The sequence below is a fragment of the Alteromonas sp. R7 genome (assembly GCF_055755235.1).
Genome location: NZ_JBVTQX010000005.1, coordinates 75,076 through 91,681 on the forward strand (window position 1 = coordinate 75,076; position 16,606 = coordinate 91,681).

15 protein-coding genes are annotated in these 16,606 nt (G+C 45.1%); 6 read left to right on the plus strand and 9 right to left on the minus strand.

The window, feature by feature from the left end; all coding sequences use genetic code 11:
- The first annotated feature begins 1 nt into the window (after position 1).
- The 3 genes from AC0J2X_RS09625 to AC0J2X_RS09635 all read left to right on the plus strand — a co-directional run bounded on the left by AC0J2X_RS09625 (position 2) and on the right by AC0J2X_RS09635 (position 2,951).
- Positions 2 to 1,375: a cytochrome ubiquinol oxidase subunit I gene (locus tag AC0J2X_RS09625; protein WP_110289348.1), complete on the plus strand. Its 1,374-nt coding sequence runs from the start codon at positions 2 to 4 to the stop codon at positions 1,373 to 1,375.
- Between the two features lie 11 nt (positions 1,376 to 1,386).
- The gene (locus AC0J2X_RS09630; protein WP_014977546.1) at positions 1,387 to 2,394 is read left to right on the plus strand and encodes a cytochrome d ubiquinol oxidase subunit II; all 1,008 of its coding nucleotides are present in this window, start codon (positions 1,387 to 1,389) and stop codon (positions 2,392 to 2,394) included.
- Between the two features lie 392 nt (positions 2,395 to 2,786).
- Complete coding sequence (locus AC0J2X_RS09635; RefSeq protein WP_014950935.1) at positions 2,787 to 2,951, plus strand: hypothetical protein; 165 nt, start codon at positions 2,787 to 2,789, stop codon at positions 2,949 to 2,951.
- Positions 2,952 to 2,985: 34 nt separating this feature from the next.
- Here the strand turns inward: AC0J2X_RS09635 and AC0J2X_RS09640 are convergent, their stop codons facing one another.
- The 9 genes from AC0J2X_RS09640 to prlC all read right to left on the minus strand — a co-directional run bounded on the left by AC0J2X_RS09640 (position 2,986) and on the right by prlC (position 13,198).
- The gene (locus AC0J2X_RS09640) at positions 2,986 to 4,581 is read right to left on the minus strand and encodes a methyl-accepting chemotaxis protein (RefSeq protein ID WP_472995986.1); all 1,596 of its coding nucleotides are present in this window, start codon (positions 4,579 to 4,581) and stop codon (positions 2,986 to 2,988) included.
- A 510-nt stretch (positions 4,582 to 5,091) separates the two neighbouring features.
- On the minus strand, positions 5,092 to 5,574 hold the full coding sequence (locus AC0J2X_RS09645; RefSeq protein ID WP_014977547.1) for an Lrp/AsnC family transcriptional regulator: 483 nt from the start codon (positions 5,572 to 5,574) through the stop codon (positions 5,092 to 5,094).
- A 79-nt stretch (positions 5,575 to 5,653) separates the two neighbouring features.
- The gene (locus AC0J2X_RS09650; RefSeq protein WP_472995987.1) at positions 5,654 to 6,292 is read right to left on the minus strand and encodes a hypothetical protein; all 639 of its coding nucleotides are present in this window, start codon (positions 6,290 to 6,292) and stop codon (positions 5,654 to 5,656) included.
- 401 nt (positions 6,293 to 6,693) lie between these two features.
- A complete protein-coding gene (gene cspE, locus AC0J2X_RS09655; RefSeq protein ID WP_012519905.1) occupies positions 6,694 to 6,903 on the minus strand; it encodes a transcription antiterminator/RNA stability regulator CspE in 210 nt (69 codons plus the stop codon).
- A 293-nt stretch (positions 6,904 to 7,196) separates the two neighbouring features.
- Positions 7,197 to 8,825, minus strand: coding sequence for a ubiquinone biosynthesis regulatory protein kinase UbiB (ubiB, locus tag AC0J2X_RS09660; RefSeq protein ID WP_472995988.1), 1,629 nt, complete (start codon positions 8,823 to 8,825; stop codon positions 7,197 to 7,199).
- Positions 8,826 to 8,848: 23 nt separating this feature from the next.
- Positions 8,849 to 9,484, minus strand: coding sequence for a ubiquinone biosynthesis accessory factor UbiJ (locus AC0J2X_RS09665; RefSeq protein WP_101566073.1), 636 nt, complete (start codon positions 9,482 to 9,484; stop codon positions 8,849 to 8,851).
- A complete protein-coding gene (gene ubiE, locus AC0J2X_RS09670; protein ID WP_014950941.1) occupies positions 9,484 to 10,281 on the minus strand; it encodes a bifunctional demethylmenaquinone methyltransferase/2-methoxy-6-polyprenyl-1,4-benzoquinol methylase UbiE in 798 nt (265 codons plus the stop codon). The genes AC0J2X_RS09665 and ubiE overlap by 1 nt, the downstream gene beginning before the upstream one ends.
- Positions 10,282 to 10,453: 172 nt before the next feature.
- The gene (locus tag AC0J2X_RS09675) at positions 10,454 to 11,155 is read right to left on the minus strand and encodes a DNA-3-methyladenine glycosylase I (protein WP_472995989.1); all 702 of its coding nucleotides are present in this window, start codon (positions 11,153 to 11,155) and stop codon (positions 10,454 to 10,456) included.
- Between the two features lie 6 nt (positions 11,156 to 11,161).
- Entirely contained in the window at positions 11,162 to 13,198 is a 2,037-nt protein-coding gene (gene prlC, locus AC0J2X_RS09680; protein ID WP_101566077.1) for an oligopeptidase A, read from the minus strand.
- A gap of 316 nt (positions 13,199 to 13,514) precedes the next feature.
- On the opposite strand from prlC, the gene AC0J2X_RS09685 reads away from it, so the two are divergent.
- The 3 genes from AC0J2X_RS09685 to AC0J2X_RS09695 are packed head-to-tail and all read left to right on the plus strand — an operon-like array spanning position 13,515 to position 16,601.
- Positions 13,515 to 14,075: a response regulator gene (locus tag AC0J2X_RS09685; protein WP_472995990.1), complete on the plus strand. Its 561-nt coding sequence runs from the start codon at positions 13,515 to 13,517 to the stop codon at positions 14,073 to 14,075.
- A gap of 23 nt (positions 14,076 to 14,098) precedes the next feature.
- The gene (locus AC0J2X_RS09690; protein ID WP_338355742.1) at positions 14,099 to 14,923 is read left to right on the plus strand and encodes a phosphate/phosphite/phosphonate ABC transporter substrate-binding protein; all 825 of its coding nucleotides are present in this window, start codon (positions 14,099 to 14,101) and stop codon (positions 14,921 to 14,923) included.
- Between the two features lie 10 nt (positions 14,924 to 14,933).
- Positions 14,934 to 16,601, plus strand: coding sequence for a HAMP domain-containing sensor histidine kinase (locus AC0J2X_RS09695; protein WP_472995991.1), 1,668 nt, complete (start codon positions 14,934 to 14,936; stop codon positions 16,599 to 16,601).
- Positions 16,602 to 16,606: the final 5 nt, after the last annotated feature.

Sequence of the window (16,606 nt, forward strand, 5' to 3'; positions counted from 1 at the left end):
TGTGGATGCATTCTTGCTGTCTCGTTTACAATTTGCGTTAAATATTAGTTTTCATATTTTGTTTCCAACCATCACCATGGCGATGGGCTGGTTTCTATTTTACTTTAAGCTGCGCTCTAATATTTCAGGTCACCCTGTGTGGATGCGTATGTATCGCTTTTGGGTACGTGTCTTTGCCCTAAGCTTCGCCTTGGGTGTAGTAAGCGGCGTCACCATGTCATTTCAGTTTGGTACTAACTGGCCTGGATTTATGGAGAAAGTAGGTAATGTGGCGGGGCCACTACTCGGTTATGAGGTACTTACCGCCTTTTTCTTAGAAGCCACGTTTTTAGGCATCATGCTGTTTGGCATACGCCGTGTTCCGAACTGGCTGCATACGGCTTCAACCCTTATTGTTGCACTTGGCACCACTACTTCTGCGTTCTGGATATTAGCCTTAAATAGCTGGATGCAAACCCCACAGGGCTTTGAAGTGGTCGACGGTGTGGTGTACGCCACAAACTGGAAAGAAATTATCTTTAACCCATCTTTCCCTTACCGCTTTGTACATATGATGTTAGCGTCTGGACTGACGGCCAGCTTCCTGATAGCTGGGCTTTCAGCCTACCGCATGCTTAAAGGCGACGATAAGCTTGCGCCCAAGCTCGCCTTAAAAACAGCCACCTATACGGCGGCAGTGCTAATTCCTTTGCAAATTTTTGCTGGCGACATGCATGGTCTAAATACCCTTGAGCATCAGCCTCAGAAAGTAGCGGCGATGGAAGGACTTTGGGAAACCACTGAAGGTGCACCTTTGTTGCTTTTTGCAATTCCTGACGAAGATAGCAAAGAGAATCATTTTGAAATTCCCATTCCCTATGGCGCAAGTTTAATTCTTACTCACGAACTTAAGGGCGAGATTAAAGGGTTAAATGAGTTTGAAGGAGAGCATCCGCCCGTTGCTCCTGTTTTCTTCGGTTTTAGGGTTATGGTGGGTATGGGCATGTTGATGCTCGCTGTGTCATGGCTTGGCAGTCTTTATCTTATGCGTAACAAAGACTTCCCAATTTGGCTTAAACGCACGTTTGCAGGCATGGCGTTTAGCGGCTGGATTGCTACATTAGCAGGCTGGTACGTAACGGAAATAGGCCGTCAGCCCTATTTGGTAAGCGGTGTATTAAGAACCGCTGATGCCGTTACCCAATTGCCACCGGCGAATATTGCTCTGTCTTTCACGCTTTATCTTGTTATCTATACGGTGCTTCTAATCGCATACATGGGAACACTTATGTTGATGTGCAGAAGAGCCGTTGAAATTGAAGAGATAACGACGGAAGAGCGCGAAGTTGCCAAGGCAAAAATGCAACCTACTGACCCAGACCCAAGCACGGTTTAAGGAGAGCAAACATGTTTGAAAATGTATCAGCAGAAATGCTCGGAAATATTTATGTGGGTTTACTTGGTCTATCTGTATTGCTGTACGCCATTTTAGATGGCTACGACTTGGGTGTGGGTGTACTTATCCCGCCAAGAACAGAAACGTTTCGCGATGACATGATAGCCTCTATAGGGCCTTACTGGGATGCCAATGAGACGTGGCTTGTGCTCGCCATAGGACTACTGCTTATTGCTTTCCCTGAAGCCCATAGTGAGTTTTTACAAACCTTGTACTTGCCTGCAACCTTCATGTTATTAGGGCTTATTTTGCGCGGCGTAGCGTTCGATTTTCGCGCCAAGGTTGTGCAGGTGAAAAAGCGTAAGTGGGACATGGTATTCAAATACGGTTCGCTTTTAACCACATTAGCTCAAGGGTATATGTTGGGTATATACGTGACGGGTCTTCGCACAGATATTTGGGCGCAAGGCTTTGCACTTCTCGCTGCATTTGGTGTTACGGCTGCCTATGCGTTTATTGGCTCGTGCTGGTTAATACTTAAAGGCGAAGGTGAGCTTCAACAAAAGGCGTATTACTGGGCCAGAAGAGGTTTAGGGGTACTGGCGGTAGGGATTGTCGCGGTAAGTATCGCGAATCTAACCTTACACGATGACGTACGAGACTTATGGTTGTCTGCTCCTTGGGGCTATGTGCTTTTCGCTATTCCAGTAGCGTGTTTTGCGCTTCTAGCACTATGTGGTGTGTTGCTTAAAAAACTGCCTGATGCACAAGGGAAAGGCGAATGGCTTCCGTTCTTTATTGCCCTTCTAGTATTTTTACTTTGTTTCACCGCATTTGGCATAAGCTACTATCCGTTTATCATCCCTGGACAGATGACGGTGATGGATGCGCTTAGTGATGCAAGCTCTCTGCGCTTCTTGCTTGTTGGCGTAGTTATTGTAGTACCTATTATTTTGGCTTATACGGCCATGGTATATAAGATATTCTCCGGTAAATCAGAGAAGCTTTCTTACTACTAGCCTTTGTTAATGGGATCGCAGCAGATCCCAATTACTTGAAACAATAGTGAACATCATTGAAATTCAATGGTGTTCACTTTCTATTCAGCGCTATACTAAACGCTGTACATTGCGAGTTTCTTGCGGTTCCCGACGCCTTTCCTGTGCTTGGGGCATTTGCGGCGACCAGTATCCCCAATCCACGAACTCGATCTGAAAACCTGCGATCAAAATATGATCCTTTCCCTCGAACAATGTATACCAATGACTAGAGGATGTTTAGCGTTAGCTAGTCTACCCTTAAGGTGTGATCAAAATTTAAACGTTACTTACCGTTAAATATTTTGTTGACATCAAACTGTAATATTACTATATTTTATTTGGGGCAATTTTTAATAGAAGGAGCCAATACCATGGAAAATGTATTCCATTCGTTCTCACGGTTCTTCAAGCGCGCGCACCCCTACACAGTCGCTCACTATATCGGCCGTAAAAATGCGCAGCGTATCTTAGGATGTAAAATCAAAAAGAAATCCAAGATATTTGCCGACCAGCACGTTGAAGACCAAAATCATTAATTTATATGGGGCCCGTCAAACCGGCCCCATTTTTTTAGCTCAATTTAAATCTATTAACGTTTTCCTGAAGGTTCTCAGCCAGGCTGAATAAGCTTTTCGCTTCACTATTCACATTGGTATTCGCGGCTTTTACTTGATCGCCCAGCATTTGAAAATCTAGTGCCCCTTCGCGTGCAACTTGCACCTGATCTTTAGCGTGTTGTACAAGAGCCGAAGCCTCATTGCTCACCTCAACTAACGATAAAACACTTTTGCGTCCGTCTTCCAACGTAATCACCAGCTCATTGGCAAGCCCCAATGCGTTGTGTGCCTTGTCTTTATTCGAAGTCATAGTTTGTACAGAATCACGAATTGACTGCACTATTTTTTCTAACATGGCATTAATTTCAACTGTCGATTGATGAGTTCTTGATGCTAGCGTACGCACTTCACCCGCCACCACCGCGAAACCTCTACCCGACTCTCCTGCTCTTGCCGCTTCTATTGCAGCATTAAGTGCCAATAAGTTAGTTTGATCAGCAATCTCAGCAATGGTTTTCACCACACTCGATACATTTTTTCCATCGCTTTGCAGCTTATCTAACGTAGTAGCAGTTTTATCAATGTTCAGGGTTAAATCAGAGATGGCGCGCGCTGTGGTTTCCACATCCACCTTACCTTGCGCTATCTGGTGGGCACTACCTTTCGCTTGTTCCGCAGCTTTTATAGATAGAGTAAGGCTTTGTTCCATTTCATCAGACAGATTATCCATGACTGACACTAGCTGCTTGATGTCTCCTTGAAAGCTTAGAATAGCGGTTGAAGAGTGTGATGTTGCACTGTTAAGTGTTTGTGATGAGTGGTTCAGGTCATTCACTGCATGTTGAAGGTCAGTCATTCCCTTGTGAAATACGGCTAGTAGACCTTGAACGCTATGCGTTATCGCGTGGAGTTCTTGTAAATTTTGAGTAGGTAGACGTGACTGTAAATTGCGTGTTTTTGCAATATCGTCAAGCCTCTTAGCCATCTCTTCGATAGGACTTGCGATATTCCGCTTAGCAAGTATGTAGCCCATTATGGATACAGCCAGTAGCAATATGATTAGGCTGTAGATAGTGAACTGGCTCACACTGAGTTCAGCAGAAATAGCCATGGTTCGAGAGTTCGCAGCACGCTCAACACCCGAGCGTACCCCAGTTAAAAGTGCATTTAGTTCAGATGCTGCTTGGGTAATAACTTGAAGATTTTCCCGTGCAATATCCCAATCTATAGATGTTGCTGACATCGTTTGCTGTAAAGACGCAGCTGACGCAACCAGTACATCAAATTTTTCTTGAGCGGCATCGCTTCCCATATAGCTGAATTGGGAAAATTTGGCGTTGGTCTCGTCGACGAGCCGGTCTTTCTGTCCGTTATATTCGCGACTATTTATTGTGGTTCCGTATAAGGAATACGCGATAAGCACCAGCTCTTTACTTTGAGTTTGTATATCATCGATAGCGCTTAACGAGGGTAATGTTTCAGCCACGTAGGCTTCTACTAAGTTTTCGACATTGGCGTTGTTCTTTGTCAATACAATTGCCGCGATGAGCGACACAATTACAACGAGAAGATAACCGAGCAAGATTCTTTGCTTGATGGCTTTAAACATATAACCCCCATATTATTTAGGGGCACGTCTATACTTGTCGCACGTCTCTGCACCCTTTTCTATTCGTAGCAGGACAAAATTTACTTCTCCTACAATTGAACAAAAATAGACCGCTACGGTTGCTTTTTTCTTTCAGATTTTTAATCGGGAAGTTATCGAATTTATGTTGTACCAATCCGCTTAGAAAATTGCCCACTCAGAAGGCGCTGGCAAGTTTCCTAGCAAAGCGTGGGAATGCAGGAATGGCTGTTCCCTTTCAAATTCCCAGAATGAAGCTAGGAAGCTTGCCAGACCTTCCCGAAGGGCGAGTTTAAAATGTTCGTACTCTTTGTTGTGTCACCTTGATGTAGAACCACTATACCTGCGGTAACACGCCCGCGATTACGAACATTTTAACTCTCGCTGAGTGGGTAATGATCTATGCGGACTGGTATTACTTAGTGTCTTCAACTGCAAGTTGCCTCATTTATCACCGAAGGTATTGAGAAAACCAATGCTAATTATGAGGGGTTAAATATGGTTAAGCGGTACCGAGGTTGTGTACTTAATCTGCTCCATTGCAAAGCTTGAAGTGACGTCGGAAAATTCTATACCGTTAACCAATCGCTTATAAAAATGATCAAAGCAATCCATATCGGTAACAAGGACTTTTAGTAGGTAATCGTATTCGCCAGACATACGATAGCATTCAACAACTTCATCAAACGACGCGGCGTGCTTGGCGAAACTTGCCAGCCACTTACCATCATGTCTGCCCGCTTTTACTTGCACGAAAACGGTCATGGCCAGCCCCAGGTGTTTTGCTTGCAACAGCGCTACTCGCCTAGAGATTATGCCCTTCTCTTCTAGCTTTTGAATACGCCGCCAGCAGGGCGTTACCGTAAGCCCAATTTGCTCAGCGATTTCTGCGACAGGCGTGTCAGCGTTATTCTGTAGCATGGCCAAAATAGCTTTATCTATTGTGTCTATACCGCTTGTTTTTTCACTACGCATAGTGAGATGTAGCCCTTTATTTCCGTGTTCTTAGTTTTTCAGCGAATTACGTCAGGCGCTTTACTTTTATGGAGGCTATTTAAAGCCACCAAGGCTGACTAAAGTCGACATTTTCTGGTGCAATTTCGTACTGAAAGGGAGGCGTGAATACATCCCAAAATGCATCCCGCAAGTCCTCGTCTATTATGCTAAGTTTACCTGCATCGCGATAGCGAGATAGCAGTGTATTGTAAGCGTCAATCGGCATTTGCGGGTTAGACTGGCGAAAGATAACACGCCCTCCAAACTCTTCATACATCGCTTTTTCTGTTTGAAACTGTATAACCTGCTTGGCCGCTATCTCCTTAATGGGTTTCGTTGCCGTTTCACTTGAAACCTGACCTTCAAACTTCTCGATAAACTTGCTTACCAGTGTTTGATTAACCGTTATGCCTTTTTGTTTTGCATAGTCCTCTAAAACAAGCTCATAAATTCTGTTAGACGCATTTACACGGACCACATAATCAAGCATACCTGCGTAATTGTCATTCGCTTGCTGCTTCAAGTTTTTACGTTCTTCTTCACTAGGTACGACGTCTGCCATACGGATTTCGGTATTAAGCACCATTGCTAAAACACCCTGATCATCGACTTGTCCATTTGCCTGAGCAGCATAAGCAAGGTTTGAAATTAGAATAAGTAGCGCGGTGGCCAATGAAGATCGAATAGTTGATGTCATGCGCTTTAAGCACTCCCTGTAGACGTATTTATCGCAGCGATTACGAACACTTTGAGTCTCGCTGAGTGGGTAATTAACTGTGCGGACTGGTATTACCCAAATGGGCGTTGTAATGAGTAAAGCATTAAACACTATGACTACGCAATACCTTGGCGTACTGATATTAGGAATATGCTGCGAGCTTCAAATTTATTGGGGTGAACGAGTGCTTATGTGGTGTAGCCGAGAGAGGATGACGATAGCGACGTAGTAGACTAGCTATTGATGAAAGCGTTATTCGTTAAAAATGATTAAACCAAAAGCGGTATGGACTAAAAGCTTTGTCGCGCGTTTAGCGTGAGTGTGGAAATGCAGACAATAGAAAGAAAAACGGCGGTCAAATGACCGCCGTTTTTGAATTCTTAGATAGCTTGCACGTTAGCAGCTTGAAGACCTTTTTGACCTTCTTCAACTTCAAATTCTACTCGCTGACCTTCTGGAAGCGTTTTGTAACCGTCAGAGATGATCGCACGGAAATGAACGAATACGTCCTTACCGCCGTTATCTTGAGTTAGAAAACCGTAACCTTTATCAGCGTTGAACCACTTAACTGTGCCTGTAACTTTAGACATGTCGTATAGACCTCAAATATCGTATTAAATTGCGCATAAGCGCGTGTAACTAAGTTCTTTAGAGTCTTTAAATTGGCGGAGTATTGGGTCTTACTTACGAATGGACAAACAACTTACAACAAATTACCGGGTAACTCGAGTGGTTTAACATATAGCAAATAATACAAAATCGCGTCTCTTTAAAGACTTTGGCTAAAAGCCAAAGCCACTATAACACTCTTCGGGACGATTAATATACAAATTAATTGATAAACTACGGATTTCATAAATATTTCACCGCAGCGTAACAAAAATTAATGCCCTTTCCGCCAGGCTAAATACCAGCAAATTGCGCCAATTACGCCTGTACTTGCAGGGAAATACCAAGATAAATCGTACATTGGCAGTATTGCTGTCATTAACACAAAGGTGGCGCCCACTACGCTTAAATGAGTGGTCTGAGTTGTTTTCTTTTGCTCTTGAAGCAGTGCCAAATGTGCCCTTTGTTGTTGCAATGGCAAGCGCTTCATTTGCTGTAAACTGTCGTACAGCAGGTCTGGCATTTCAGGTAGTTTTTCAGACCAGAAAGGTAAGTTGTCTTTCACCTTCCCCATCATGGCGGTAAAGCCAATCTGCTCTTTCATCCAGTTTTCAAGAAACGGCTTGGCGGTTTTCCATAAATCAAGCTGAGGATAGAGCTGACGGCCTAAGCCTTCTATATACAGCAATGTTTTTTGCAGTAGCACAAGCTGTGGCTGCACAACCATATTGAAACGTCGTGCCGTATTAAATAGCTGCAGCAGCACGTTACCAAAGGATATTTCAGCTAGTGGCTTTTGGAATATAGGTTCACATACCGTGCGGATGGCCATCTCGAACTCATCGATATTGGTATCCTGCGGTACCCAGCCTGAGTCGGCGTGAAGCTGCGCGACTTTGCGATAGTCGCGGTTGAAGAAGGCAATAAAGTTCTCAGCCAGATAGCGTTTATCTTCACGATTGAGCGTACCCACAATGCCAAAATCGATGGCGATATATTTGGGGTTTTCAGGGTGTTCGGTAGAAACAAAGATATTGCCCGGGTGCATGTCTGCATGGAAAAAACTGTCGCGAAATACCTGAGTGAAGAAAACTTCCACACCGCGCTCGGCCAATTTTTTCATATTGGTATTTTGGGTAAGTAATGCGTCTATATTTGAGATTGGAAGACCGTAAATACGCTCCATAACCAACACATTACTGCGACAGTAGTCACTGTAAATTTTAGGTACATAAAGCGCGTCTGAACCTTCAAAGTTCCGCCCTAACTGAATACCGTTTGCAGATTCACGCAGTAAATCAAGTTCATCAACAATGGTCTTGCGGTATTCTACAACCACTTCTACAGGACGCAGCCGTTTGCCATCAGGAAGCCAGCGTTGAAGCACGTTAGCCAAGCTAAACAAAAGCTCCATGTCCGCCACGATGGTATCGCGAATATCTGGGCGCAATACCTTTACCACGACGTCTTCGTTGTTATGCTTCAACTTTGCCGCGTGAACTTGGGCTATAGAGGCAGACGCCAGCGGCGCTTTTTCAAATTCACTGAATAATTCGCTTAAATCAGAAAGCCCTAGCGCTTGCTTGATAATGTCTTGTGCAGCGTCAGATGAAAACGGCGGAACTTTGTCTTGCAAACGAGCAAGTTCGTTAGCAATGGCAGGAGGAAGCAAGTCTCGGCGGGTAGAGAGCATCTGGCCGAATTTAATAAAAACAGGCCCAAGGTTTTGTAGTGCAAGGGTAATACGCTCGCCGGCTGACTTGTCCTTGTGCTTGTTTCGCACCCAAAAAATGGTATGACGCATAGCCCGCGCGTACCAGGGTAACCACTTTGCTGGAATAAGTTCGTCTAAGCCGTGTTCCAACAATACCTTGTTAATTCGGTATAACCTAACAATACGCATTTATGAGCCTGTTTCTCTCAATCTTACTTAAATTTTTCTTCTAGGCGGCGCAGTCTCGCATCGGCACTTTCTGCTCGATCGCGAAGCGCATTAACTTCGTCACTAAAGTGCATAACCGCCAGCTTGTGTGCAGCAAGCTGCTTTTCTTCTACTACGGCGTTGCCGAATACCTTCGCCATGGAAGCTAGCGCTGACATCGACTTCTCATGCACGGTTTTCACCGTTTTCACGGTCTGATGGGCAATAACATCGTTGGTCTTTTGTGCCAGCAACTCTTCAATGTCGATATCGAGCTGCTGAAACAAGGCACTGACCTGCTGAGCAACATTGAGCTCTCCTTCCAAAAAGAGGGCCTTTTGCTGAATAAGACGAGTCAACTGGCTGGTTTCTTTTAACTCTGGCAAGGTTTGTAGCGACGTTTTAATACAACAGTCTTTCGGCCCAAGGGACGCGACGGCGTCTTCAAACGAGCCTTGTTCGCTGAGTACGTCAATACGGTCAGAAAACGACAGCGTAATACCATAAGGAAGCGGCGAAATGAACGCGGTAAGCCTGGCGCCAGCAAGCGCTTTTAGCCTTACTTCGCTGTCTTCGTCTAAAGACAGCAACTTGTTTAAAACCGATTCAGCCGTTGCGGTAACCAGCGCAGAAGTAGGCATTAAAACTTATAACCTCTATGTAGCGCTACAATACCGCCAGTCAGGTTTTGGTAATCACATTGCTCGAAGCCAGCCTGCTCGAACATCCCCTTCAAGGTTTCTTGATCTGGGTGCATACGTATGCTTTCCGCAAGGTATTGGTAGCTTTCTGCATCGTTCGCCACTAGCTGACCCATTTTTGGCAAAATGTGAAACGAGTACATATCGTAGAGTTTGCTGAGCTGCTCTGACGTAGGCTTAGAAAATTCTAATACCAGTAAACGGCCGCCTGGTTTTAACACGCGAAAAATAGAATTAAGCGCGTTTTGCTTTTCCGTTACGTTTCTGAGGCCGAATGCCATGGTCACCACATCAAAATGGTTGTCGGGGAAAGGCAGTGCTTCCGCGTCAGCTTGCACATAATCGATATTGCTTACCAAGCCGCGATCGCGAAGCTTATCACGGCCTACTTTCAGCATAGACAAGTTGATATCGGCAAGGGTTACGCGCCCTGTAGGGCCTACCAAGCGAGAGAACTTAGCGGTTAGATCGCCAGTACCACCGGCAATATCCAATACTTTATTACCCGCGCGAACACCGCTGCAGTCTATTGTGAAACGCTTCCATAAACGATGCACTCCCATCGACATAAGGTCGTTCATTACGTCGTACTTTGCTGCAACAGAGTCAAAAACATTAGCAACTAAAGAGGCTTTTTGCCCTTTATCCACCTGTTTGAAACCAAAGTGCGTTGTATGCTCAGTAGCATTGTCGATTGCAGAGTCTGCTTGCGTAGCGGGAGTTTGATTGTCGCTCATGACAGTCCTGTAATTTGAATATTTTTATTAATGCCGAAGTGTATAGGATTGTGTGCTCAAGCAAAAGCTTTATGCCTGACTGTCTCCTGATGTAAATCAAGCCTTTGACCTTCACAAAAGCGGAGCCTGCAAGGCACAAGCTCGCTTGTATAGAAGACTAGATCAGCTTGCTCTACGCTACCTGATTGTTTGTGCCCCAACTATAAGCAACAATGGCACTGATCTCTTGCAAAGAACGGCCGCTTTCCTCATGCCATTGCGCAAATGCCGCATTGGCCGCCGACAGCGACTTTTTCGAGGTTAAGCCACCGTCGATAATTTCATTCTTTCGCAAGTAACCTTCCACGTCACGTGAGAATAAAAACGTGTCTATGCCTAGTGCACGAAGCATGTAGGGGCCGGTGTTACCGCCTAATCGCGCACCGCGTTTTTTCAAAAACGCCCAAAGCTCAGTGATATTGTCTTTTTCAAAGCCTGCTACGAACTTACCAAAGCTACCGTGCTCCAGGGCTACGTCTTTGATCATCATGGCATTGTCACGCACTGTCATCACTTTTTTATAGTTGCGAACAATGCGCTTATCTGACGCTTTTTGCTCTAGCATTTCATCAGGCATCAACAACACTTTATCAATATCGAACCCGAAAAATACGGTTTCAAAGTCGGGCCACTTTTGCTCGATAACTCGCCAAACGAAGCCCGACTGGAACACTTTTTTGGTCATCGCCGCTAAAAAGCGGTCGTCAGGAATTGCTTCAATTTGCGCTTTAGAAAGTGGTGCTTGGAGCATGGCTTCAAGCACCCTTTCACCGCCTTTGCGCTCACACGCTCGGCGGTAGATAGATTGAAAAGACTCTAATTTAGACTCTTTCATGTGTGCCTAGCCTTTAATACCGCTGTGACGAAGCAAAGCGTCAACTTGCGGCTCGCGCCCTCTAAAAGCAACAAACAAGTCCATAGGAGGCTTACTGCCGCCCATTTCTAAAATGTTTTCTAAGAACGCTTTGCCCGTATCGCGGTTAAAAATGCCATCCTCTTCAAACTTGCTGTACGCGTCGGCAGAAAGCACCTCTGCCCACTTATAGCTGTAATAGCCCGCTGCGTATCCACCAGCAAATATGTGACCAAAGCCGTTTTGGAAACGGTTAAACGATGGAGGAATGACCACGGCCACCTCTTCACGCACTTTATCCAATGTGCCCTGTACGTCTACCTCACTGCCTTTTTCGCTATGCAGTAAGAAGTCGAAAAGACTGAATTCAAGCTGGCGTACCATCTGCATCGCTGACTGGTAATCCCGTGCAGCAAGCATACGCTCCAGTAAATCAGCAGGAAGCGGTTCGCCAGTTTCATAGTGACCAGAGATAAAGTTAAGTGCGTCTTCTTCCCAGCACCAGTTTTCTAAAAACTGACTTGGCAGTTCAACCGCATCCCATGGCACACCGTTAATACCGGATACACCCGCTACGCGCATTTTAGTAAGCATGTGATGGATCCCATGACCAAACTCATGGAACATGGTCACCACTTCATCGTGGGTGAATAGCGCTGGCTTATCCCCTACAGGTGCGTTGAAATTACAGGTAAGGTACGCAACGGGTAGCTGCAATTCGCCATTCATTTTTTCACGACGAACTCGACATTCATCCATCCACGCGCCGCCACGCTTTTTAGCTCGTGCGTATAAGTCTAGGTAAAAGCTGCCGCGCATCACATCAGCATCGTCAGTAATGGTGAAGTAACGTACATCTTTATGCCACGTATCAATGCCAGGCTGCTCAATAATTTTTAAGCCGTACAGGCGATGTACAACTTCGAATAAACCAGACAGCACTTTATCTTCAGGGAAATAAGGCCGAAGCATTTCATCAGAAATCGTGTACTTTTCCTGTTTCAGTTTCTCGCTGTAATACGGTAAATCCCATGCCGCTAGCTCGCTGACACCATGCTTGTCTTTCGCGTACGCTCGTACTTCTTCAAGCTCTTTCTCTGCCTGAGGCTTAGACTTAGCCGCCAAATCACGTAAGAAACCGATGACCTGATCGGTAGAGTCTGCCATTTTAGTCGCTAGTGAACGCTCTGCATAACTTGAAAAGCCTAACAATTCAGCCAGTTCAGTACGCAGCGTTAAGGTCTCTTTGATTATATCGGTGTTATCCCACTTACCCGCATTAGGGCCTTGATCGGACGCTTTTGTTGCATAGGCGCGATACATTTCTTCGCGAAGTTCGCGATTATCGGCGTAAAGCATGACTGGCAAATAAGACGGAATGTCTAACGTAAACAACCAGCCTTGTAAGTCTTTTTGGTGCGCAGCTTGCGCCGCTGCTTCAAGGGCTGACTCTGGCATACCGGCAAGTTCAGCCTCATCGGTAATGTGTTTAGTCCAGCCCATAGTGGCGTCCATCACATTATTGGAAAAGGTTGACGATAGCTCGCTAAGCTTTGCCTGAATCTCTGCAAAACGCTTCTTTTGCTCTGCGGGAAGCGCTACGCCTGACAATGTGAAATCGCGAACGGCGTTTTCAATCACTTTCTGCTGCTCTTCGCTTAAGGTCGCAAATTCGTCAGACGCTTTAAGGGAAGCGTAAGCATTGTAAAGGCCTTCGTGCTGGCCTACCCAAGTTCCATATTCAGATAGTAATGGCAAACACGCATCGTGAGCTTCACGCAATTCATCGCTGCTCACTACACTATTCATATGCGAAACGGGTGAAAATATTTTACTTAAACGATCATCGGCCTCTTCAAGGCGCAGCACTAAATTCTGGTAAGAGTAATCTTTCGACGCCACGACCTCTTCTATTTCGCTTTTGCACGCCGCAATGGCTTTTTCAATTGCAGGCTTAATAGAGGCAGGTTCAATAGCAGAAAAAATTGGTAGACCATCTACCATTTCAATTGCAGGGGTTGTCATAATCTTTTTCACTCTTAACACGTTGATAGAATAATGATGGGGCTTCGCTGATTAAAAGCAAGCTATTGTTTTAGCCACTGTTGACCTATTTTGAACTTACTTGCCGTTAACGTGCATGGATCATGATTATTGCCTATATTTACGAATTCAATGAATGCCGCTGCACCGTTTTTCTTAATGCCCCTCATAAAAACTGAACAACACAGTCAGCTCCGCCAAGCTCTGTCACAAATGTCACATTTCATCCTTTTGTCTACTTTGTCCCTTCGCTGTTCAGCGTCTATAATTTCGATTAATAAATCTACAAGGCATAGATATGAAAACGTTGACCTCAGGCGAAATAGCCTCGTATTGCGATGTAAATCTGCGCACCGTAATTCGATGGATCGAAAGCGGCAAGCTGAAAGGCTTCAAACTTCCTGGGCGTGGAAACAACAGAGTATTAGTAGAAGATTTTGTCGCCTTTCTTGAACGACACGACATGCCAATTCCCGATTCATTGAAAGGCATTGCCACGCCCTCAATATTAATTGTTGACGATGAAATGCCAGTTGCCAAGTCTATTCAGCGCGTGGCCAGACGGGCGGGTTATGAGTCGTATATCGCTACAGGCGGCTTCCAAGCGGGGATTATGCTTAGCCAATACGAGCCCAAAGTCATGACCCTCGATTTAAGTATGCCAGGCATGGACGGTTACAGCGTTATCGAATTCACGCGAGATCAAAATAAATATAAAGATCTCAAAATTGTGGTCATATCGGCACTCGATGAAATTAGCCTGGAGCGCGCGCTTGAGATAGGGGCTGATGCCACCTTACAAAAGCCGTTCTCAAATCATGACTTAACAATGGTCCTTGAGCAGTTTATGTCGATGTAAATCGATTTAAAGGGAGTGACATTATGGCTTGGTTATCGCGATTCGCTCTTTTAAGTTTGCTTGTAGGTGTTTGCGCATTACCGACAAATGCTAAACCCCTTACTTTTGCTGTTGTACCTCAGCAGTCTGCCAAGAAAATGGCTGAAACATGGCAACCCTTAATCGACTATGTGAGCAATTACACCGGTTTTAAGATTGATTTTAAAACTGCAAAAGACATTCCCACCTTCGAGGCGAATCTCGCCGACGGCAAATATGATATTGCCTACATGAACCCCTACCACTTTGTGGTCTTTAATGAATCTGCGGGATACCGCGCGCTTGCGCGCCAACGCGATAAAGAAATTCGCGGCTTACTTGTTGTACATAAAGACAGCCCCATACGCTCTCTGGATGACTTAAGCGGTACTGAAGTAGCCTTCCCAGCGCCAGCTGCGTTTGCTGCCACAATTATCACAAGCGCTCACTTGCGGATGAAAAGCATTGCTTTTGTACCGCGCTACGTCAATTCTCATGACTCTGTGTACCTCGCAGTACAAAGGGGCTTTTTCAATGCTGGGGGTGGCATTGTCCGTACGCTTAACAGTTCACCTGACGACGTTAAACAAGAATTACGTGTCCTTTGGAAGAGCAAAGGTTATACGCCTCATGCTATCGCAACCCATCCAAATATGGCACTCGCTGACAGACAAGCTATTCTTAATGCATTACTTGCTTTGTCGAATGACACAAGTAAGTCTTGGATTTTAAAAGGTATTGGATTTAACGGCTTTATAGCGTCAAACGACAGTGATTGGGACGACGTGAGAGCATTGGGAATAGCGTCGCTATCGAGGCCGCATTTATGAGTAGACTCGTATGAAACTGTCGTTGCGTATAAAAACAATAACAGGCATCGCATCAATAGCAGCGCTTTTGCTGCTAGTGCTCATTGTGACGGTGTTTCAGCTACTTAATGACCTTGTCGATAGTAACATAAAGAAGTCAGCCGACACCACGGTTGCCCTTTTTGTTTCGACGACAAAAAATGCCTTTTTAAGCTACGACCTTGCAGCTCTAGATGCCGACGTCTCAGAAATCCTTACCAACCCCAATATTGCTTACGTCAAAGTTAAAGACAAATTAGGCAGAGTTTTCGTAGAAAAGGGTAACACCAACGCACTAAACCGCCCTTTTACTGCCGACACAAGTGTTTCGGACGCTGATGATGGTATTTACGACACCCGAGCCCCCATCATGGTGAACAGGACTTTGTACGGCTATGTAGAGATTGGGCTTAACATTGCTTCAGTAACTGAATCAGTATCGAGGGTGAGAAACTGGACAGTTACACTGGCTTTTCTAGAATTTATTTTGGTCGGATTGTGCTCTTACTTACTTGGCTCTTACCTGATGTCGCAACTTCATCAATTACACGAAGGCGCTAAACGTTTAGGTGATGCAGTGAAAAACAACAGCTATCAAGATGTTTTTGTTCCCGTGCGCGGCACTGATGAGTTAAGCGAACTGGCAGAGGCATTTAATCAACTGGTTGAGCGTTTAAAAGAAGAACATGCGCAGCGTCAATACGCGCAAGATGAGCTTAAAGAGCTTAACACGCTACTTGAAGAAAAGGTTCAGGATAGAACCGCATTGCTGCATCAGAAAAACTATCAACTCCAAGAGGCCAATAAAGATCTAAAAGAGACCCAGGTACAACTACTTCAAGCTGAGAAAATGGCGTCAGTTGGCCAGCTAGCAGCGGGGGTCGCCCATGAAATTAACAATCCTGTCGGTTTTGTCAGCAGCAACATATCCACCTTAAGCGAGTACGTTGCTACCTACCAAATGATATTCTCACAAATTAACGCGGTGCTTAATGAGCAAGACGAGGGTAAGCGTGCTTCTGCCTTATCAGAACTAGAAAAAATGTTAGCTAATCAGGATATGGCGTTTATCAATGAAGATATCACCGACCTCCTCAGCGATTCGAGAGACGGTTTAAGTCGGGTTGCTGAAATTGTAAAAGGGTTAAAGCTATTCTCTCGTGTAGACAGTGACCACATGCAGCAGCACAACATTAATGATTGTGTACGCACTACCCTTGCCATGGTGAACAACCAATTAAAGTATATTTGTACTGTCGAAACGCATTTAGGCAAAGTCCCTGACGTTGCCATGAATGTAGGCAAGGTTTCTCAGGTTGTTACCAACTTACTCATTAACGCGGGTCAAGCGATAGAGAGCACGGGTAAGAACGGTAAGATAACTATTACCACCTGTACTGCGGGCAAGTTTGTCGAGCTTCGTGTAGAAGACACTGGCTGCGGTATTCCATCAAGTCATTTAGACAAACTCTTCAATCCATTTTTTACAACTAAACCTGAAGGGCAAGGCACTGGCTTAGGTCTTTCAATTTCGTTTGGCATTGTTCAGGAGCATGGCGGCACGCTCTCAGCCACCAGCAAAGAGGGAGAAGGAAGCATATTTACGTTAGCGCTCCCCCTTGTTTCACAATCAGACAAAACATTAGAGAGCGAAGGATGAATCAA